The sequence below is a fragment of the Enterobacter sp. EC_64 genome (assembly GCF_019584165.1).
Lineage (GTDB): Bacteria > Pseudomonadota > Gammaproteobacteria > Enterobacterales > Enterobacteriaceae > Enterobacter > Enterobacter roggenkampii.
In genome coordinates this window covers 258404-278106 of sequence record NZ_VDAS01000001.1, presented here as the reverse complement: position 1 = coordinate 278106, position 19703 = coordinate 258404, and the positions used below count along the sequence as shown (strand labels likewise).

General features: G+C 60.0%; 20 protein-coding genes and 1 riboswitch. Of the genes, 7 read left to right on the top strand and 13 right to left on the bottom strand.

Annotated elements, in window-relative coordinates; translation table 11 throughout:
- The first annotated feature begins 44 nt into the window (after positions 1-44).
- Positions 45-1058: a tRNA (adenosine(37)-N6)-threonylcarbamoyltransferase complex transferase subunit TsaD gene (tsaD, locus tag FHC52_RS01300; protein WP_008503186.1), complete on the top strand. Its 1014-nt coding sequence runs from the start codon at positions 45-47 to the stop codon at positions 1056-1058.
- An 87-nt stretch (positions 1059-1145) separates the two neighbouring features.
- Here tsaD and ureG read toward each other — a convergent pair whose 3' ends face one another.
- The 10 genes from ureG to plsY form a co-directional block, all read right to left on the bottom strand.
- Positions 1146-1763 (bottom strand): urease accessory protein UreG, encoded by a 618-nt coding sequence (gene ureG / locus FHC52_RS01295; protein WP_008503187.1) that lies wholly within the window; start codon positions 1761-1763, stop codon positions 1146-1148.
- A 9-nt stretch (positions 1764-1772) separates the two neighbouring features.
- Positions 1773-2447, bottom strand: a complete 675-nt coding sequence (locus FHC52_RS01290; protein ID WP_045371376.1) for an urease accessory protein UreF — start codon at positions 2445-2447, stop codon at positions 1773-1775.
- Positions 2447-2986, bottom strand: coding sequence for a HupE/UreJ family protein (locus FHC52_RS01285; RefSeq protein WP_032653478.1), 540 nt, complete (start codon positions 2984-2986; stop codon positions 2447-2449). The genes FHC52_RS01290 and FHC52_RS01285 overlap by 1 nt, the downstream gene beginning before the upstream one ends.
- A gap of 9 nt (positions 2987-2995) precedes the next feature.
- Positions 2996-3454 carry an urease accessory protein UreE gene (ureE, locus tag FHC52_RS01280; RefSeq protein WP_032675515.1) on the bottom strand — a complete coding sequence of 153 codons (459 nt, stop codon included), beginning with the start codon at positions 3452-3454 and terminating at the stop codon, positions 2996-2998.
- A 9-nt stretch (positions 3455-3463) separates the two neighbouring features.
- Positions 3464-5167, bottom strand: a complete 1704-nt coding sequence (ureC, locus tag FHC52_RS01275) for an urease subunit alpha (RefSeq protein WP_126289545.1) — start codon at positions 5165-5167, stop codon at positions 3464-3466.
- Entirely contained in the window at positions 5160-5474 is a 315-nt protein-coding gene (locus tag FHC52_RS01270; RefSeq protein WP_023294581.1) for an urease subunit beta, read from the bottom strand. The genes ureC and FHC52_RS01270 overlap by 8 nt, the downstream gene beginning before the upstream one ends.
- Positions 5475-5484: 10 nt before the next feature.
- The gene (locus tag FHC52_RS01265) at positions 5485-5787 is read right to left on the bottom strand and encodes an urease subunit gamma (RefSeq protein ID WP_003862556.1); all 303 of its coding nucleotides are present in this window, start codon (positions 5785-5787) and stop codon (positions 5485-5487) included.
- Between the two features lie 10 nt (positions 5788-5797).
- Positions 5798-6625, bottom strand: a complete 828-nt coding sequence (locus tag FHC52_RS01260) for an urease accessory protein UreD (RefSeq protein WP_126289543.1) — start codon at positions 6623-6625, stop codon at positions 5798-5800.
- Between the two features lie 209 nt (positions 6626-6834).
- Positions 6835-8301, bottom strand: a complete 1467-nt coding sequence (locus FHC52_RS01255) for an MFS transporter (RefSeq protein ID WP_126289541.1) — start codon at positions 8299-8301, stop codon at positions 6835-6837.
- A gap of 90 nt (positions 8302-8391) precedes the next feature.
- A complete protein-coding gene (gene plsY / locus FHC52_RS01250) occupies positions 8392-9006 on the bottom strand; it encodes a glycerol-3-phosphate 1-O-acyltransferase PlsY (RefSeq protein ID WP_008502955.1) in 615 nt (204 codons plus the stop codon).
- 107 nt (positions 9007-9113) lie between these two features.
- Here plsY and folB point away from each other — a divergent pair, with 107 nt between their 5' ends.
- Positions 9114-9482: a bifunctional dihydroneopterin aldolase/7,8-dihydroneopterin epimerase gene (folB, locus tag FHC52_RS01245; RefSeq protein ID WP_008502956.1), complete on the top strand. Its 369-nt coding sequence runs from the start codon at positions 9114-9116 to the stop codon at positions 9480-9482.
- 106 nt (positions 9483-9588) lie between these two features.
- The gene (gene bacA / locus FHC52_RS01240; RefSeq protein ID WP_220419864.1) at positions 9589-10410 is read left to right on the top strand and encodes an undecaprenyl-diphosphate phosphatase; all 822 of its coding nucleotides are present in this window, start codon (positions 9589-9591) and stop codon (positions 10408-10410) included.
- A gap of 10 nt (positions 10411-10420) precedes the next feature.
- Here the strand turns inward: bacA and FHC52_RS01235 are convergent, their stop codons facing one another.
- The gene (locus tag FHC52_RS01235) at positions 10421-11662 is read right to left on the bottom strand and encodes a multifunctional CCA addition/repair protein (protein ID WP_008502958.1); all 1242 of its coding nucleotides are present in this window, start codon (positions 11660-11662) and stop codon (positions 10421-10423) included.
- Between the two features lie 60 nt (positions 11663-11722).
- Complete coding sequence (locus FHC52_RS01230) at positions 11723-12343, bottom strand: TIGR04211 family SH3 domain-containing protein (protein WP_025912514.1); 621 nt, start codon at positions 12341-12343, stop codon at positions 11723-11725.
- Between the two features lie 229 nt (positions 12344-12572).
- Between FHC52_RS01230 and FHC52_RS01225 the strand changes: the two genes are divergently transcribed.
- From FHC52_RS01225 to hldE, 3 genes are read left to right on the top strand one after another with little or no spacing between them, the layout of a single operon-like run.
- Positions 12573-13874 carry an inorganic triphosphatase gene (locus FHC52_RS01225; RefSeq protein ID WP_126289539.1) on the top strand — a complete coding sequence of 434 codons (1302 nt, stop codon included), beginning with the start codon at positions 12573-12575 and terminating at the stop codon, positions 13872-13874.
- A gap of 21 nt (positions 13875-13895) precedes the next feature.
- On the top strand, positions 13896-16751 hold the full coding sequence (glnE, locus tag FHC52_RS01220) for a bifunctional [glutamate--ammonia ligase]-adenylyl-L-tyrosine phosphorylase/[glutamate--ammonia-ligase] adenylyltransferase (RefSeq protein WP_065101645.1): 2856 nt from the start codon (positions 13896-13898) through the stop codon (positions 16749-16751).
- 40 nt (positions 16752-16791) lie between these two features.
- Complete coding sequence (hldE, locus tag FHC52_RS01215; RefSeq protein ID WP_003862540.1) at positions 16792-18222, top strand: bifunctional D-glycero-beta-D-manno-heptose-7-phosphate kinase/D-glycero-beta-D-manno-heptose 1-phosphate adenylyltransferase HldE; 1431 nt, start codon at positions 16792-16794, stop codon at positions 18220-18222.
- A gap of 114 nt (positions 18223-18336) precedes the next feature.
- On the opposite strand, the gene ubiK is transcribed toward hldE, so the two are convergent.
- Positions 18337-18633, bottom strand: a complete 297-nt coding sequence (gene ubiK, locus FHC52_RS01210) for a ubiquinone biosynthesis accessory factor UbiK (RefSeq protein WP_045371366.1) — start codon at positions 18631-18633, stop codon at positions 18337-18339.
- A gap of 119 nt (positions 18634-18752) precedes the next feature.
- Positions 18753-18903, top strand: a riboswitch (FMN riboswitch).
- Between the two features lie 106 nt (positions 18904-19009).
- On the opposite strand from ubiK, the gene ribB reads away from it, so the two are divergent.
- On the top strand, positions 19010-19663 hold the full coding sequence (gene ribB, locus FHC52_RS01205) for a 3,4-dihydroxy-2-butanone-4-phosphate synthase (RefSeq protein ID WP_008502964.1): 654 nt from the start codon (positions 19010-19012) through the stop codon (positions 19661-19663).
- The last annotated feature ends 40 nt before the right edge of the window (positions 19664-19703 follow it).

Genomic DNA, 19703 nt, shown 5'->3' with positions numbered 1-19703 from the left:
CCAGGCTCTACACTGCGCGGTATTGAAACGAGGTAAAACAAGTCATGCGTGTACTGGGTATTGAAACATCCTGCGATGAAACCGGCATCGCCATTTACGACGACGAAAAAGGGCTTCTGGCCAACCAACTGTATAGTCAGGTGAAATTGCACGCTGACTACGGCGGCGTCGTGCCTGAACTGGCCTCTCGTGACCACGTGCGTAAAACCGTTCCCCTGATTCAGGCGGCGCTGAAAGAGGCCGGGTTAAGTTCAACCGATATTGATGCCGTAGCCTACACCGCGGGGCCGGGTCTGGTCGGCGCGCTGCTGGTCGGCGCGACGGTTGGCCGTTCGCTGGCCTTCGCGTGGGATGTGCCAGCCATCCCGGTTCACCATATGGAAGGGCACCTTCTGGCGCCGATGCTGGAAGAGAATCCGCCTGAATTTCCGTTTGTGGCGCTGCTGGTCTCCGGCGGCCATACGCAGCTGATTAGCGTCACGGGCATTGGCAAGTACGAGCTGCTGGGCGAGTCAATCGACGACGCTGCCGGTGAAGCGTTCGACAAAACCGCCAAGCTGCTGGGACTCGATTACCCAGGCGGCCCGATGCTGTCCAAAATGGCGGCGCAGGGAACGGAAGGGCGCTTTGTCTTCCCGCGTCCGATGACCGACCGTCCGGGGCTGGACTTCAGCTTCTCCGGGCTGAAAACCTTCGCGGCCAACACCATCCGCAATAACGACGACAGCGAGCAGACCCGCGCCGATATCGCCCGCGCGTTTGAAGATGCGGTGGTGGATACGCTGATGATCAAGTGCAAGCGCGCGCTGGATCAGACCGGCTTCAAGCGTCTGGTGATGGCGGGCGGCGTCAGCGCCAACCGCACGCTGCGCGCGAAGCTCGCCGAGATGATGCAAAAGCGTCGTGGGGAAGTGTTCTACGCCCGTCCCGAATTCTGTACCGATAACGGGGCGATGATTGCCTACGCCGGTATGGTGCGCCTGAACGCTGGCGCAACGTCTGACCTGAGCGTGTCCGTGCGTCCGCGCTGGCCGCTGGCGGAACTGCCTGAGGCGTGAGTTTTTTTGCCCGGTGGCGCTGCGCTTACCGGGCCTACAAAACCGTAGGCCGGGTCAGGCGAAGCCGCCACCCGGCAATAACCCGCACTACACCCGCAGCATCCCTTTCTCTTCCAGAAACGCAATGATCGTTCCCAGACCGTCTCCCGCTTTCAGGTTAGTAAAGGTCCACGGACGCTCGCCTCGCATGCGGTTGGTGTCGCGCTCCATCACCTCCAGCGAGGCGCCGACGTACGGCGCGAGATCGGTTTTGTTGATCACCAGAAAATCGGACTTGGTGATCCCCGGCCCGCCCTTGCGCGGAATTTTTTCCCCTTCGGCCACGTCAATCACGTAGATGGTCAGATCCGCCAGCTCCGGGCTGAAGGTCGCGCTCAGGTTGTCCCCGCCGCTTTCCACGAAGATCAGATCCAGATTGCCGAACTTCTCGCTGAGCGCTTCCACCGCCGCCAGGTTCATCGAGGCGTCTTCGCGGATGGCGGTATGCGGGCAGCCGCCGGTCTCCACGCCCACGATGCGCTCCGGCGCCAGCGCGCCCGCCTCGGTCAGGATGCGCTGATCCTCTTTGGTGTAGATATCGTTGGTCACCACCGCCAGGTGATATGTGTCGCGCATTGCCTTGCAGAGCGCTTCCAGCAGCGCGGTTTTGCCCGACCCTACCGGGCCACCCACGCCCACGCGCAGGGGATGTTTGTAATCAGCCATGTTGACTCCTCAGGAACGGAATAGTCGTGAATATTGGGTTTCGTGGCGCGCGGAGGCGATGGCGGACAGCGGCGTAGCTGCTCCCAGCGCGTCGTCGCGACGTAAAAAGGCCTGTTCAAGCCCGGCGGCAAAATGGTCGCTCAGCTCGATAATCAGCTGCTGCGCCGCCTGCTGCCCAAACGGCACCAGCTTGACGCCCGCCATGACCGCGCTCTCAATCCAGCTGTAGCCGAGGCTCAGCGCCAGCTCGCGCACGTCAATGCCCCAGCGCACGCCGAGCCACGCCATGCCGCAGAGCTGGCTTTGCCTGCACAGCGCCAGCCATTCTGCCGGGCAGTCCGGCTCCCAGCTTTTGATGAGACGCGTAAAGGCCGCTCCGCGGTTGCGTTCTTCTTCGCGCAGCTCGCGCGTTTCCCGACAGGCGAGCAGGTATGCCGTCCAGCGTTTGGCCGTTGCCAGATCGTGCCGATCGCAGGCCTGGCAGAGGCGGTGAAACAGCGGCAGATCGACGCAGAAAAAACTCTGTTCCATCTGCTGGATCTGCCAGCGTTTAAAGGCGTCGACGTTCGCGACCCAGCCCGCCTCCACGGCCCACTCCAGCCCCTGCGACCAGGTAAATGACCCGACCGGCAGGCTGCTGCTGGAGAGCTGCATCAGGCGCAGCCACTGGCGGGCGTGCTCCATCAGCTCATCAGCGCCAGCAGGGCGGAGACGATCAGCCCGCCGCCGAAGGTTTTACGCAGCCCGTCGTGACGGCGCAGCAGCAAGCCTGCGGCGAAACTGGCGCACAGCACCGTCGCGCTGGCGAACATAAACCCGCTGGTGAACAGCCAGAAGCTATGGCCGGACATCTCCACGCCGTGCGCCCAGCCGTGGAACATCGCCAGGGCAGGCACCGCCAGCAGCAGACGGTTTTCAGTCTTAAACATCATCACGCCGCTGACCGCCAGCGAGGCGATAATCAGCATCTCCATGCCGCTAAAGCCGCCGAGCAGGCTGCCTGCGATGGCGCCGACAAGCATCATCCCGAGGGTGGCAAACGGCAGCAGGAGCTTGCGGCCGCTCAGCGCCGAGAGCACGCCTGCACCGGTGAGCATCAGGAGATGATCGAGCCCGGTCAGCGGATGGAAAAAACCAGCCTGAAAGCTGTCGGCACCGTGGCCGGGATGCGCGAGCGCGGGAACGGAAAAAGCCAGCAGTAACAGGGGGAGTAACTTGCGCATGATGAGTCCTTAATGTGAATGGGCGTGAGAATGGCTATGGGCATCGCTGGCATACGCGCCCGCTTCTGGTTCAAACGGCAGGCTGGCGTAGGTCACCTCCAGCCCAAACTGGCGCAGCATGTCGTCGAGAACGTGATCGTGGTGATAGCGCAGCTCGCCGGGCATCACCTGCAGCGGCACGTGGCGGTTGCCCAGGTGGTAACAGGCGCGGGCGAGCAGGAACGGATCGGCGCAGCGCACCACGGAGACCGACTCCGGGGCGGCGATCACTTCGATCACTTCGCTGCCGTCGTCGGTGGTCAGCAGGTCCCCCCCGCGCAGCAGCAGGCCGCGCGGCAGCATCAGCCCGGCTTCGCGGCCGTCGTTCAGCGCTACGCGGGCGCGGCTTTTCACCCGTACGTCAATCGGCAGCGTGACGCTGGCGGTAGTCGGGTGCGCGTGGTCCAGACGTTGGGTCAGATAAATCATCATTACTCCTCAAAACAGGAAATAGCGTTGCGCCATCGGCAGAACGTCAGCCGGTTCGCTGGTAATCAGTTCGCCGTCGACGCGCACCTCGTAGGTTTGCGAATCAACGGTGATGTTCGGTTGCAGAGCGTTATGGATCATGTCGGCCTTTTTCACCGTCCGGCAGCCTTTTACCACCGCCGTGGCGCTCTGCAGACTGAGCTGCTGTGGGATGCCGTTCGCACTGGCGGCCTGCGAGATAAACGTCAGCCGCGTAGCGTGGCGTGCGGCGCCCAGCGATCCAAACATCGGGCGGTAATGGACCGGCTGCGGCGTGGGGATTGAAGCGTTGATGTCGCCCATCGGCGCGCAGGCGATCATCCCGCCCTTGACGATGGTGGCGGGCTTGACGCCGAAGAACGCCGGGGACCAGACCACCAGATCTGCCAGCTTGCCCGCCTCAATCGAACCGACTTCGTGGGCGATGCCGTGGGTCAGCGCCGGGTTAATGGTGTACTTGGCGACATAGCGCTTCACGCGGAAGTTGTCGTTATCGCCGGTCTCTTCCGGCAGCGCGCCGCGCTGGACCTTCATGCGGTGCGCGACCTGCCAGGTGCGGATAATCACTTCCCCGACGCGGCCCATGGCCTGCGAATCTGACGAGGTGAGCGAAAACGCGCCGATATCGTGCAGCACGTCTTCCGCGGCGATGGTTTCACGACGAATGCGGGATTCGGCAAACGCCACGTCCTCGGCAATATCCGGGTCGAGGTGATGACAAACCATCAGCATGTCGAGATGCTCGTCGATGGTATTGACCGTGTAGGGCAGCGTCGGGTTGGTGGAGGAGGGCAGAATATTCGGGTGCGCGCAGGCGGTGATGATATCCGGCGCGTGGCCACCGCCCGCCCCTTCGGTGTGGAAGGTGTGGATGGTGCGCCCGCCAATGGCGGCCAGCGTATCTTCGACAAACCCGGACTCGTTCAACGTGTCGCTGTGCAGCGCCACCTGAATGTCCATCTCTTCGGCCACCTCCAGCGAGCAGTTGATCGCCGCAGGCGTGGCGCCCCAGTCTTCGTGGATCTTCAGCCCGATGGCGCCCGCGGCAATCTGCTCGCGCAGGGCATCTGGGTTGGAGCCGTTCCCCTTGCCGAGCAGGCCGATATTCACCGGAAGCGTATCGGCAGCCTGCAGCATGCGGGCGATATACCACGGCCCCGGCGTGCAGGTGGTGGCGTTGGTGCCCGCCGCCGGACCGGTGCCGCCGCCGATCATGGTGGTGACGCCGGAGACCAGCGCCTCTTCCGCCTGCTGCGGGCAGATCCAGTGGATGTGGGTGTCGATCCCGCCTGCGGTAACGATCTTCCCTTCGGCGGCAATCACTTCCGTCGCCGCGCCAATCGGGATCGTCACACCGGGCTGGATGTCCGGGTTCCCGGCTTTACCGACGGCAAAGATCCGCCCGTTCTTGACGCCAATATCGGCTTTCACGATCCCCCAGTGATCGACGATCAGCGCGTTGGTCAGCACCAGATCCACGCAGTCGTCTGCGGTCATCTGCCCCTGACCCATGCCGTCGCGGATCACCTTCCCGCCGCCGAACTTGACCTCTTCGCCGTAGATCGTGAGATCGTCTTCCACTTCAATCCACAGCTCGCTGTCGGCCAGCCGGACTTTATCTCCGGTGGTGGGGCCAAACATATCGGCATAGGCCCGGCGTGAAATGTCAGCCATGTTTCACCTCGCCCATTACCTCGCCGCGAAAGCCGACAATGCGCTGCGCACCCGAGACCTGAACCAGCGTCACTTCCCGCTTCTGGCCGGGCTCAAAGCGCACGGCGGTGCCTGCCGGGATGTTTAACCGGTAGCCTCGGGTCGCCTCACGGTCAAACTTCAGCGCCGGGTTGACCTCGTAAAAGTGATAGTGCGATCCGACCTGGATCGGCCTGTCGCCGTGGTTTTCGACAATCACGGTTTGGGTTTCTCGCCCGACGTTGATCGCAATCGTGCCGGGCTGGATCTGGTATTCGCCTGGGATCATCACGCGCTCCTTAGACGATCGGGTTGTGGACGGTGACGAGCTTGGATCCGTCCGGGAAGGTGGCTTCCACCTGGATATCCGGGATCATCTCCGGCACGCCCTCCATCACCTGGTCGCGCGTCAGGACGTGGCGGCCCGCCTCCATCAGCGAGGCGACGGTTTCGCCATCGCGCGCGCCTTCCATGATGAAGGCGCTGATCAGCGCGACCGATTCCGGATAATTGAGCTTTACCCCGCGCGCAAGGCGGCGTTCGGCAACCAGCGCGGCGGTGAACAGCAACAGCTTGTCTTTTTCTCTGGGAGTCAGTTCCATAGCGTTTCTCTTATGTCTGCCAGATGCGCGGCGAACAGGCGGTTTTGGGGGTTAAAAGCGGGCGAAGCGACTGCCAGATATCGCGCATCACCCGCTGACAAATCAGGTTGTCGTGGGAGAGAAAACGCACCGACATGAGATCGTCGGTGAGCGTTGCCCCCGCAAAATGGCCCAGAGGCGCGAGCAGCGCGCGCACCGCGTCGAGTTGTTCTTCTCTGGCCGGGTAGAACAGCAGCGTGCCGATCCACGGATGCCCGGCGACGGGTGTGAGATCGCCGTTGCTGAGGTGCTGACGCTCAATCAGACGCGGCTCGTCCTCAACCCAGACTTCAAGGCGGCTCTCCAGCGTGCCGTGGCTGAAGGTCTCACCGATCACCGGTCGTCCCAGACAGTACAGCTCCCACGCCAGCAGCGTGCTGGAGGCCTTCAGGTGGAAGACGGAGCGCAGCGCGGCATTCGCCCCGGGGAAGATAATGGTGTCCTGCGGCAGCCACTCCAGCGTGGCGTCTTCATCAAGGTAAAAGTGCTGGCTCAGACGCGCCTGCGGGCCGCTGCTGCGATAAAACTTGCTGGCGCCGGGCATGGTGATAAGCGTGTGGCTTTTGGCGTCCAGCCGAACGGAAATGTCCAGCGTATCGCCGCCCACAACCCCGCCCGGCGGGTGCAGCAGGTAAAGGTGGCAGGTTTCGCCTTCGGGATAAAATGGACGCTGAACGGTAAGCGGCCCGACGTGATGAGCGGAGTGCAGGAGGGTTTTCTCAGGGGTGTGACAAAACTGCAGGGCAAGCGACGCCTGCCAGCCTTTGTACGAATTATCAGTGACCTGAGCTGCTAACATGCTGCATCCATCTGCGCATCATCGGGGTCGTTTCAGTATGCCCTGGCAGAATTGAAGGCTGTCATATGAGTCGCTTATGGATAAAAAAACGGCTCATATGAGCCGGTTTCAAACTTTTGATAATCGCCCGGCGGCGCTACGCTTGCACGGGCCTACAAGAGAATGCGCAATGTAGGCCGGGTAAGCGCAGCGCCACCCGGCAGGAAAGGCTAGCGATAATCCTCCGCATCCACATCATACCCCGACGGCTCCCAGCGGATCGCCAGCAGCGAGGTCAGGCCGATAAATGGCGCCAACGCAATCACCCAGAACACGGCGGTATCCAGCGAGGCGACCAGCAGCGGGAACAGGAACAGCGACAGCGTCGAGCTGCTGCGCATCAGCGTCTGGTTAAGGCCAACGCCGACGCCGCGCAGCGAGGTCGGGTAGCTCAGTGAGGCAAACGTCATGGTATGCGCGCCCGGGCCGAAGCCCTGGCCGAACAGGAAGAGCGCCAGCATCGCCACGGCAAGCACGCCTTCGGTGGCGCCTTCCGGACGACCAATTAGCCCCAGGCCCAGCAGCGCGACCAGCTGGCAGGCGTAACCCGCCAGCGACATCCGCCAGGCGCCGAAGCGCGGCACGTAGCGTACCGCCAGCAGTCCGCCAACGAAGGCAAACAGCAGGTTAAGCACCAGAGAAATCAGGATGGTGGTCAGCATCGACTGGACGAAGAAGCTGGAGATGATCACCGGCAGACCAAACGCCACCGCGTTATAGGCGAACGAAGAGACGACGGACAGCAGCGTGGCGAGCGTCGTGCGGCGTAAGTAGACGCCGCGGAACAGGTTCAGATAGTTGGACCATTTCGCTTTATTCACGACGGGAGCTGGCTGGCTGAGCGCATCCTGCGGCACGTGGGCATTGATGTTATACGATTGACGCAAAATAGACGCCGCCTCCTTCAGGTTGCCCTGATTTGCCGCCCAGACTGGCGATTCGCTCATATAGCGGCTGCGGATGGCGATAATCACCAGCGCGGGTACCGCGCCGAAGCCAAGGATCAGGCGCCACAGCCAGTCGCTGTGGCTTTCCGGCAGCACGGCGTAGAAGAAGAGCACCAGCAGGTAGGAGATACTGATGGCGGCATACCAGGTGGGGCACCACATGGCGACGCTGGAGGCCTTATTGCCGGGGCCTTTTAGCCTGGCGAACTCGCTTAAAAATGCCATCGCCACGGGAAGGTCGATCCCGACGCCAAGCCCCATGACAAAGCGGGCACCCGCCAGCACATATTCGTTCGGGGCCAGCGCACAGGCGATGGCGGCCACCACGAAGAAGAGCATGTCGGCCATAAAGACGCGATAGCGCCCGATTTTATCCGTGAGATAACCGCCGAGCAGCGCCCCGACAATCGCGCCAAACGTAATGGCGGACGCCACCATGCCGGTACCGGCGGGCGTCAGGTTAAATTCGCGGGTGATATCTTTTATGCCGAAGGCCAGCGCGCCCAGATCGTAGGCATCGAGGAAAATCCCGCCCAGCGCGATACCGATCACGATGCGAGCATTGGCCCGGCCCTGAGAACCATCATTAACGAGGCGTGAAACATCCGATGCGCTGCGCACCCACTGGATGTCGCCATCGGAACGTTTTCCTGCCGTTGAAAGGGGAGTTGTTTCTGTGATTTCTGCCATTTTCTTCTTATGTGGTTGTGTTGTGTCCCTAACAGTTACCACAGGCAGAAGGTGACCAAAATCACATTTGGCTATAAGGCATAACTAACCTTACGGAGCGTCTTTTTTCTTCCTCTTGAGCTTCGTCCAGATTTTGGTCTCCTGACGACGCCACAGGCGCTGAATATTGTCGTGATGACGCAGCAGGATAAGGCAGGAGAGCATCGATACCGGGAAGGTGAACTGAGGTTTGAACCACCAGACGTAGAACGGGGCGATCAGCGCGCTGACGATCGCGCCCAGCGACGAATAGCCGCTCAGCAGAATGGTGAGCAGCCAGGTGCCAGCCATCACGCCGGTTAAATCCCAGCCGATAGGCGCAATGGCACCAAAGGCGGTTGCCACGCCTTTACCGCCTTTAAAACCGAAGAATACGGGCCAGATGTGGCCGACACAGGCAGCAATGGCAATGAGGCCCAGCCAGAACGGCGTGACGCCCAGCGCATACGCGCCCCAGACGGGTAGCATCCCTTTCAGAACATCAAAAATCAAAACCGCTACGGCTGCTCCCTTGCCGCCAATTCGTAGTACGTTGGTCGCTCCCGGATTCCCGGAACCACTTTCACGCGGGTCAGGTAACCCGGCGATGCGGCAGACCAGAATGGCGCTGGAGATTGAGCCGCAAAGATAGGCGAGGAGGATCATTCCAGGCGCGATTGCACTCATAACGCTGTTCCGTTTTGAAAATGTATCTGTATTCTCAGCATCTGTGGATAATACGCATAATTCGCCGGAAGTGGTATCCGGTTTAGCCAAAAAGCAGGCAGGTCGTGATGGATATTGTATTTATAGAGCAACTTTCGGTAATCACCACTATTGGTGTTTACGACTGGGAACAGACCATCGAGCAGAAGCTGGTGTTCGATATCGAAATGGGCTGGGATAACCGCAAGTCGGCAAAAAGCGATGACGTGAACGACTGTCTCAGCTACGCCGACATCAGTGAAACGGTCATCGGCCACGTGGAAGGGCAACGTTTTGCGCTGGTCGAACGGGTGGCGGAAGAGGTCGCAGAATTGCTGCTGAAAAAATTCAACTCACCGTGGGTGCGCATCAAGCTGAGCAAACCGGGCGCGGTGGCGCGCGCGGCCAACGTGGGCGTCATTATCGAGCGTGGCACAAATCTGAAAGGGAAGATTTAACGTCATAATAGCTAAACCATTTTAGGTTATACCGGTCTTAAAGCTGTATCTTTCACGGTAGCCGTTGGGGCGACCGTTTTTTTTATATTTTTTTAGGGGTTTATAGATGAGCGATATGCACTCGCTGCTGGTGGCGGCAATACTGGGTGTGGTCGAAGGATTGACGGAGTTTTTACCGGTTTCCAGTACCGGCCATATGATCATTGTTGGTCATCTGCTGGGCTTTGAAGGCGATACTGCAAAAACGTTTGAAGTGGTGATCCAGCTGGGTTCGATTCTGGCGGTGGTGGTGATGTTCTGGCGCCGTCTGTTTGGCCTGATCGGTATCCATTTTGGCCGTCCGCCGCAGCACGAAGGGATGAGTAAAGGCCGCCTGTCGCTGATCCATATTCTGCTCGGGATGATCCCGGCGGTGGTGCTGGGGCTGGTTTTCCACGACGCCATCAAATCGCTGTTTAACCCGATTAACGTGATGTACGCGCTGGTGGTGGGCGGCTTCCTGCTGATCGCCGCGGAAGTGCTGAAGCCAAAAACGCCGCGCGCGGAAGGGCTGGACGATATGACGTATCGTCAGGCGTTTATCATTGGCTGCTTCCAGTGTCTGGCGCTGTGGCCGGGCTTTTCCCGTTCAGGCGCAACCATCTCCGGTGGGATGCTGATGGGCGTAAGCCGTTACGCCGCGTCAGAGTTCTCGTTCCTGCTGGCGGTGCCGATGATGATGGGGGCCACCGCGCTTGACCTCTATAAAAGCATCGGTTTCCTCACCACGGGCGACATTCCGATGTTCGCCGTCGGCTTCATCACCGCGTTTATCGTGGCGCTGATTGCCATCAAAATCTTCCTGCAGCTGATTAAGCGTATCTCGTTCATTCCGTTCGCGATCTACCGCTTTATCGTTGCCGCTGCGGTTTACGTGGTCTTCTTCTGACCGACTGCCCTCAGTCTTTTGGCTGAGGGCAATGCTTTTCCTTCCACTCTGATACCGCCTGAATCCGCCGTTTCGTCAGCTCTTCGCGAATGTCCGGGCCTTTGAATCCCGCCTCGACAACGTCCTTCGTCGGCACCGCTTTGGCTACCTCCCAGGCTTTACGCAGTAAACGTCCCTGCGGGTAGTCACAGGCTTCAAACCCGGTACGCCCGCGCACGTCAGCCTCGCTGGTGAGCGCGATCTGCTCCACGCGCTGGGGTTTGCGCCAGGCGTCGATGTTATCGAACAGCTTAACGATGGTGGCCGGTTTCAGGATCGGGAAGGTATGGATCAGGTCGTGGAATTCGGCCACCAGTTTCGCCAGATCGCGGATTTCGTTCGGCACGCGCAGGCGCTGGCACAGCCCTTCGACCAGCTTCACCCCTGCCGGACCGTGCCCGTGGTGCCGAGGCCAGAGCTCTTTTGGCGTTAAGCCTTTGCCGAGATCGTGGCACAGGGTGGAAAAGCGCACGTCCACGTCAGGGCTGAGCATGGCCGCCATGCTCAGGGTCATCAGCGTGTGCACGCCGGTGTCAATCTCCGGATGCCATTTCGCCGGAGCCGGTACGCCAAACAGCGCGTCTATTTCCGGGAACAGCACCTTCAGGGCGCCGCAGTCGCGCAGCACCTGGAAAAAGACCTGCGGGTTACGCGTGGTGAGCGCATTCTCGGTCTCTTTCCAGACGCGCTCTGGCGTCAGGTGTTCAAGCTCGCCCGCCTCGGTCATGGCGGTCATCAGCGCCATGGTCTCATCGGCAATGCGGAAGCTGAGATGGGCGTAACGCGCGGCAAAACGCGCCACGCGCAGCACGCGGAGCGGATCTTCAGAAAACGCCGGGGAGACGTGACGTAAGAGACGGTTGCGCAGATCGTCCTGGCCGCCATAAGCGTCAATAATCTGGCCGTGCTCGTCCTGCGCCAGCGCGTTAATGGTGAGATCGCGACGCAGGAGATCGTCCTCCAGCGTGACGTCCGGCGCGGCATAGCAGGTAAAGCCCGTATAGCCCGAACCTGATTTCCGCTCGGTACGCGCCAGGGCATACTCTTCGCGGCTTTTCGGATGTAAAAAGACGGGAAAATCGCGGCCTACCTGCTGGTAGCCCGCGTCCAGCATCTCTTCCGGGGTGGCGCCCACCACCACCCAGTCTTTATCTTTGACCGGCAGACCTAACAACGCATCACGTACCGCACCACCGACCAGATAACTCTTCACGCCTGACACTCCCGTTTTCTCTTTTCCAGAATGATACGTAAGTCTGGCAGAGAAGACGAATTAGTTCATCCAGCGATCTTTACGTTTACGGCTTGGGATCAGGTGCGGCAGAACCAGACCCAGCACCAGGCCGACGCCCAGCACGCCGCCGCCATACATAAACCACTGCATGATGATGGTGCGCTGTTTGTCATCGAGCTGCAGGTTGGCGGCATTCACTTTCTTCTGCGCGACAATCAGCTCGTTTTTCAGCTTCTGGTTCTCTTCTTTCAGGCCGTTAATCACCCCGTCGCTCTGCGCCACTTTCTGCTGCATCTCGGCGGTACGCTGGTTCCAGGTTCCGTCGATATTGTTCAGCTTGTCGGTCAGGGTTTTCACCTGATTTTCCAGATCCGGTACGCGGGTGCGCAGGCTTGGCACGGTGCTCAGCTCTTTCAGTGGGATCCAGGACGTGCGGCCAGAACTGTCGCGAACCTGACCGTAGTTGGTGTCCGCGTTGGTCTGTAACAGGGTGACTTCCTCGCCGGCATTTACCGTGCCCACGAGGCGATAATTATCTCCGGGGCCACTGCGTACCCAGGTGTTCAGTTCGTCAGAAACGTAACGCTTCTCTTCAGCGTGCACTGCGGTTGCGGCGCTAAAAGCGAGTAAAGTAAGTCCAATCAGGCGTAATTTAAGCATCATTAGTCGTTATTTTCATAAATAGTGGAACGATAGTAGTGGCAACAGTGTCTCTACGCAAAGCATTCATCAGCAATCAGAATCATCTGTGTCACGACTCTACACATTTACGCCCGTCAAATTGCTCATTGCATGGCAATTTGGCGCAAAATACTATGTACTGACAAACAAATGGCGAGGAAGTTCGCCCTCATTGACGCGTCTGTGACGCCCGCAAAAGTACAAGGCTATGGCTCAGGAAATCGAATTAAAATTTATCGTCGAAAAAGACAGCGTTGACGCACTCCGCCAGCATCTGCATACGCTCTCCGGCGAACACCATGCACCGGTACAACTGCTTAATATCTATTACGAAACGCCGGATAACTGGCTACGCCGCCACGATATGGGGCTGCGCATCCGTGGCGCGAGTGGGCGCTACGAGATGACGATGAAAATTGCCGGCCGCGTGGTCGGCGGGTTACATCAGCGTCCGGAATACAATATCGACACCAGTCAGCCAGAACTTGAGCTGGAACGTTTTCCGGCGGAAGTCTGGCCGGAAGGCGAGCTGCCTGCCACGCTGGCGGAGCAGGTGCAGCCGCTGTTCAGCACCGATTTCTGGCGCGAGAAATGGCTGGTGACGGAAGGTAAAAGCCGCATCGAAATCGCCCTCGATCTGGGTGAGGTGAAGGCGGGTGAGTACCAGGAGCCGATCTGCGAACTGGAGCTTGAGCTGCTGGAAGGGGACGCAAATGACGTGCTGAAGCTGGCGCGCAAGCTGGTGAACCAGTCCGGATTGCGCCAGGGGAGCCTGAGCAAAGCCGCGCGGGGTTACCATCTGGCCGCCGGAAATGCGCCGCGCGTGCTGAAAGAGACGACCATTTTGCGCGTTGCGCCGAAAGCCAGCGTTGAGCAGGGGCTGGAAGCCGCGCTGGAGCTGGCGCTTTCTCAGTGGCAGTACCATGAAGAGCTGTGGGTACGAAATGTGAAAAACGCCAAATCCCACGTGCTGGCGGCCATTGCCCTGGTGCGCCATACCCTGACGCTCTTCGGCGGTATTGTTCCTCGCAAAGCGAGCGCTCACTTACGTGATCTGCTGACGCAAACCGAAACGCTGATGCTCTCGGACGTATCTGCGCAAACGGCGATCTACAGTCCGCAAGCCGCTTCGGCAAAACTGGCGCTGACCGAGTTTCTGGTGACGCGCGGCTGGCGCGCCTTCCTGGATGCGAAAGCCGAGGCCAAAATCGCGGAAAACTTTAAGCGTTTCGCAGACATTCATCTTTCCCGTCATGCCGCTGAACTGAAGAGCACCTTTGCGTATCCGCTCGGTGATAAGTATGGCGATCAGCTTCCCCGTCTTTCGCGCAACATCGACAGCATGCTGCTCCTTTCCGGTGCCTACGACGGGCCACAGGCGCAGGCATGGCTGGAAAACTGGCAGGGGCTGAAGCATGCCATCGAAACCCGTCAGCATATTGAAATTGAGCATTTCCGTAATGAGGCCATTTCGCAGGAGCCGTACTGGCTGCACAGCGGAAAACGTTAACTCTGGCAAGGAACCCCTAGAATGCCGCTTTCTTCACCGTTACAGCAGCAGTGGCAGACCGTTTGCGAACGTCTGCCTGAGTCATTACCGGCGTCATCGTTAAGCGAGCAGGCGAAAAGCGTGCTCGTCTTCAGTGATTTTGTGCAGGAAAGCATCGCCGTCTACCCGGACTGGCTGGCGGAGCTTGAGAACGCACCGCCGCAGGCGGACGAGTGGCGGCACTATGCCGGCTGGCTGCAGGCCGCGCTTGAAGACGTCGCGGATGAGGCGACGCTGATGCGCGTCCTGCGTCAGTTCCGCCGTCGTGTGATGGTGCGCATTGCCTGGGCGCAGGCGCTGGAACTGGTGAGTGAAGAGAGTACGTTGCAGCAGTTAAGCGAGCTGGCGCAGACGTTGATTGTCGCCGCGCGCGACTGGCTCTACGCCGCCTGCTGTAAAGAGTGGGGCACGCCGTGCAGCGAGGAAGGGGTTCCTCAGCCGCTGTTGATTCTGGGGATGGGCAAGCTGGGCGGCTGCGAGCTGAACTTTTCCTCCGATATCGACCTGATTTTCGCCTGGCCCGAGAACGGCTCCACGCGCGGCGGCCGTCGCGAGCTGGACAACGCCCAGTTCTTTACCCGCCTCGGCCAGCGTCTGATTAAGGCGCTGGATCAGCCGACGCAGGACGGTTTTGTCTACCGCGTGGACATGCGCCTGCGTCCGTTTGGCGACAGCGGGCCGCTGGTGCTGAGCTTTGCCGCGCTGGAGGATTACTACCAGGAGCAGGGGCGCGACTGGGAGCGTTACGCGATGGTCAAGGCACGGATCATGGGCGACAGCGACGACGCCTACGCCAACGAGCTGCGCGCCATGCTGCGCCCGTTCGTGTTCCGTCGCTATATTGACTTCAGCGTGATCCAGTCCCTGAGAAATATGAAAGGGATGATCGCCCGTGAGGTGCGCCGTCGCGGGCTGAAGGACAACATCAAGCTCGGCGCGGGCGGCATTCGCGAAATCGAATTTATCGTCCAGGTCTTCCAGCTGATTCGCGGCGGGCGCGAGCCGTCGCTACAGTCCCGCTCGCTGCTGCCGACGCTGAGCGCCATTGAGCAGCTTCACCTGCTGCCGGACGGCGACGCGCAAACCCTGCGAGAGGCCTATCTTTTCCTGCGCCGTCTGGAAAACCTGCTGCAAAGCATCAACGACGAACAGACCCAGACCCTGCCGGGGGATGACCTTAACCGGGCGCGTCTGGCCTGGGGGATGCGCGTGGATGACTGGTCAACGCTGACCGAACGGCTCGATGCCCATATGGCAGGCGTGCGCCGCATCTTCAACGAGCTAATCGGTGATGACGAAAGCGAATCGCAGGACGATGCCCTTTCCGAGCACTGGCGCGAGCTGTGGCAGGACGCGCTCCAGGAAGATGACACCACGCCGGTGCTGTCGCACCTAACCGACGACGCGCGCCATCGCGTGGTGGCGCTGATTGCCGATTTCCGTCTTGAGCTGAACAAGCGCGCCATTGGCCCGCGCGGCCGTCAGGTGCTGGATCACCTGATGCCGCACCTGCTGAGCGAGGTCTGCTCGCGGGCGGATGCGCCGGTGCCGCTGTCGCGCATGATGCCGCTGCTGAGCGGGATCATCACGCGCACCACGTACCTTGAGCTTTTGAGCGAGTTTCCGGGGGCGCTGAAGCACCTGATTTCCCTCTGCGCCGCCTCCCCGATGGTGGCCAACAAGCTGGCGCGCTACCCTCTGCTGCTGGATGAACTGCTCGACCCAAACACTCTGTATCAACCCACGGCGACGGATGCCTACCGGGACGAGCTGCGTCAGTATCTGCTGCGCGTGCCGGAAGAGGACGAAGAGCAGCAGCTGGAGGCGCTGCGCCAGTTTAAGCAGGCCCAGATGCTGCGCGTGGCGGCGGCGGACATCGCCGGAACGCTGCCGGTGATGAAAGTGAGCGATCACTTAACCTGGCTCGCGGAGGCGATCATCGACGCGGTCGTGCAGCAGGCGTGGGTGCAGATGGTGTCCCGCTACGGCCAGCCGAAGCACCTTGCTGACCGTGAGGGGCGAGGGTTTGCCGTGGTGGGTTACGGCAAGCTCGGCGGCTGGGAGCTGGGATATAGCTCCGATCTGGATTTGATCTTCCTGCACGACTGCCCGGTTGACGTGATGACCGACGGCGAGCGCGAGATTGACGGGCGTCAGTTCTATCTGCGCCTGGCCCAGCGCATCATGCACCTGTTCAGCACCCGCACTTCGTCGGGCATTTTGTATGAAGTGGATGCGCGCCTGCGTCCGTCCGGCGCGGCGGGTATGCTGGTCACCTCAACGGAGTCCTTCGCCGATTACCAGAAGAATGAAGCCTGGACCTGGGAGCATCAGGCGCTGGTGCGTGCCCGCGTGGTGTATGGCGATCCGCAGCTCAAAACGCAGTTCGATGCCGTCCGTAAGGATGTGATGACCACCCCGCGCGAGGGCAGTACGCTGCAGACGGAAGTGCGCGAAATGCGCGAGAAAATGCGCGCGCACCTGGGTAATAAACACCGCGATCGCTTTGATATCAAAGCCGACGAGGGCGGGATTACCGATATTGAGTTCATTACCCAGTATCTGGTGCTGCTCCACGCGCACGACAAGCCGAAGCTGACCCGCTGGTCGGATAACGTGCGCATTCTGGAGCTGCTGGCGCAAAACGACATTATGGACGAGCAGGAGGCGCAGGCCTTAACCCGCGCCTACACCACGCTGCGCGACGAGCTGCATCACCTGGCGCTACAGGAGCAGCCGGGGCACGTGGCGCTGGACTGTTTTGTCGCAGAGCGTGCTCAGGTAACGGCCAGCTGGCAGAAGTGGCTGGTGGAACCGTGCGTAACAAATCAAGTGTGATATTATCGCGCGCAAATTGTGAATCTTTCTGGAGTCAGGAATGAAAGTAACACTGCCAGAGTTTGAACGTGCTGGAGTAATGGTTGTTGGGGATGTGATGCTGGATCGCTACTGGTATGGGCCGACCAGCCGCATCTCTCCGGAAGCACCGGTACCGGTGGTTAAGGTCGACACCATTGAAGAGCGTCCCGGCGGCGCGGCAAACGTGGCGATGAACATAGCCTCTCTGGGCGCGCACTCGCGTCTGGTTGGCCTGACCGGTATCGACGATGCGGCGCGCGCGTTGAGCAAGTCGCTGGCGGACGTGAACGTGAAGTGTGACTTCGTTTCGGTTCCGACCCACCCGACCATCACCAAGCTGCGCGTGCTGTCACGTAACCAGCAGCTGATCCGCCTTGACTTTGAAGAAGGGTTCGAAGGCGTTGATCCCGAGCCGCTGCACGAGCGCATTAACCAGGCGTTAGGCAATATCGGCGCTCTGGTGCTGTCCGACTACGCGAAAGGCGCGCTGGCCAGCGTGCAGACGATGATCCAGCTGGCGCGTAAGGCCAGCGTACCGGTGCTGATCGATCCTAAGGGCACCGACTTTGAGCGCTATCGCGGCGCAACCCTGCTGACGCCAAACCTCTCCGAGTTTGAAGCGGTGGCGGGCAAATGCAAAACCGAGGAAGAGCTGGTTGAGCGCGGCATGAAGATCATTGCTGACTTCGAATTATCTGCGCTGCTGGTGACCCGCTCCGAGCAGGGGATGACGCTGCTGCAGCCGGGCAAGGCGCCGCTGCATATGCCAACCCAGGCGCAGGAAGTGTACGACGTGACCGGTGCCGGTGATACGGTGATCGGCGTGCTGGCAGCGACGCTGGCGGCGGGGAACTCCCTGGAAGAAGCGTGCTACTTCGCGAACGCCGCGGCGGGTGTGGTCGTCGGTAAACTCGGTACCTCAACCGTGTCCCCAATCGAGCTGGAAAACGCGGTGCGCGGCCGTGCGGATACCGGTTTTGGTGTGATGACCGAAGACGAGCTGAAAGTGGCCGTTGCTGCCGCGCGCAAGCGCGGTGAAAAAGTGGTGATGACCAACGGCGTGTTCGACATCCTGCACGCGGGCCACGTGTCGTATCTGGCGAATGCGCGTAAGCTGGGCGATCGCCTGATTGTGGCGGTGAACAGCGATGCGTCGACGAAGCGCCTGAAGGGTGAAACGCGTCCGGTTAACCCGCTGGAGCAGCGTATGATCGTGCTCGGCGCGCTGGAAGCCGTGGACTGGGTGGTATCGTTTGAAGAAGACACGCCGCAGCGCCTGATTGCCGGTATTCTGCCGGACCTGCTGGTGAAGGGCGGGGATTACAAGCCGGAGCAAATCGCGGGCAGCGAAGAGGTCTGGGCCAACGGCGGCGAGGTGATGGTGCTTAACTTTGAGGATGGGTGTTCCACCACCAACATCATTAAGAAGATCCAGAAAGACAGTCAGTAAAAAACGGGCCTATTGGCCCGTTTTTTTATGTCGGGTGGCGGCTGCGCCTTACCCGAACTACGCGTTCATCCAGGCCCGGTAAGGCGTAGCCGCCACCGGGCTCAACAGGCCGCACTATGCCTGGTCATCCACCGGTGGAATGGCCGGCGCTGGCTTCACTTCTTCCGGCGCATTGCGGTTTTCCAGCTCGCTCAGACGCTGTTCCAGCAGTGCAAGTTTCTCGCGGGTGCGCAGCAGAACCTGGGTCTGCACGTCAAACTCTTCGCGGCTGACGAGATCAAGGCGAACCAACTGCGCCTGCAGCGTCTGGCGGATTTTCTTCTCAACGTCATCACCAAATTCACGAATGCCTTTTGGCATAGACTCGTGAACCTGACGCGCAATTTGCTCAATTTTCTTCGGGTCAATCATTGTCGTTTCCCTTGATGAAAAGGTGTTAGTGTCCATTGTAGCGCGTCATGCCCGGGGTAAACAAAATTGTTTGATGCTTATGCATTGCCCAGGATAATCAATAGCGTTATAGTTATCTCGCTTATTCTCAGGGCGGGGCGAAATTCCCCACCGGCGGTAAATCAGCTTAACGCTGAAAGCCCGCGAGCGCTTTGGGTGAATTCTCAAAGGTCAGCAGATCCGGTGTAATTCCGGGGCCGACGGTTAGAGTCCGGATGGGAGAGAGTAACGATCCAGTCGGGCATGGGCCCGCTCACGTTATCTTTTTGCCGCTTATACGGCGCTCCTAAGACTGCCCTGATTCTGGTAACCATAATGTTAATGAGGTTTTTTTACCATGAATCAGACGCTACTTTCCTCTTTTGGCACTTCAACTCAACGTGTTGAACATGCACTGGATGCACTGCGCGAAGGCCGCGGTGTGATGGTGCTTGACGATGAAAACCGTGAAAACGAAGGCGACATGATTTTCGCCGCCGAAAACATGACCGTTGAACAGATGGCGCTGACCATCCGTCACGGCAGCGGCATCGTATGCCTGTGTATTACCGAAGATCGTCGTAAGCAGCTCGAGCTGCCGATGATGGTCGAAAACAACACCAGCGCCTTTGGTACCGGATTTACCGTGACCATTGAAGCGGCGCATGGCGTGACCACCGGTGTGTCTGCGGCTGACCGTCTGACCACCGTACGTGCCGCGATTGCTGATGATGCGAAGCCATCCGATCTGCATCGTCCAGGCCACGTCTTCCCACTGCGCGCGCAGGCGGGTGGCGTGCTGACCCGCGGCGGTCACACCGAAGCGACGATCGACCTGGTGACGCTGGCAGGCTTCAAACCTGCGGGCGTGCTGTGTGAACTGACCAACGACGACGGCACTATGGCGCGTGCGCCAGAGTGCATCACCTTCGCACGTCTGCACAACATGCCGGTGGTAACGATTGAAGATCTGATCGAGTATCGCCAGGCGCACGAGCGCAAAGCCAGCTGAAATGGCTGATGTGAAAAAGCCGGGGAAACCCGGCTTTTTT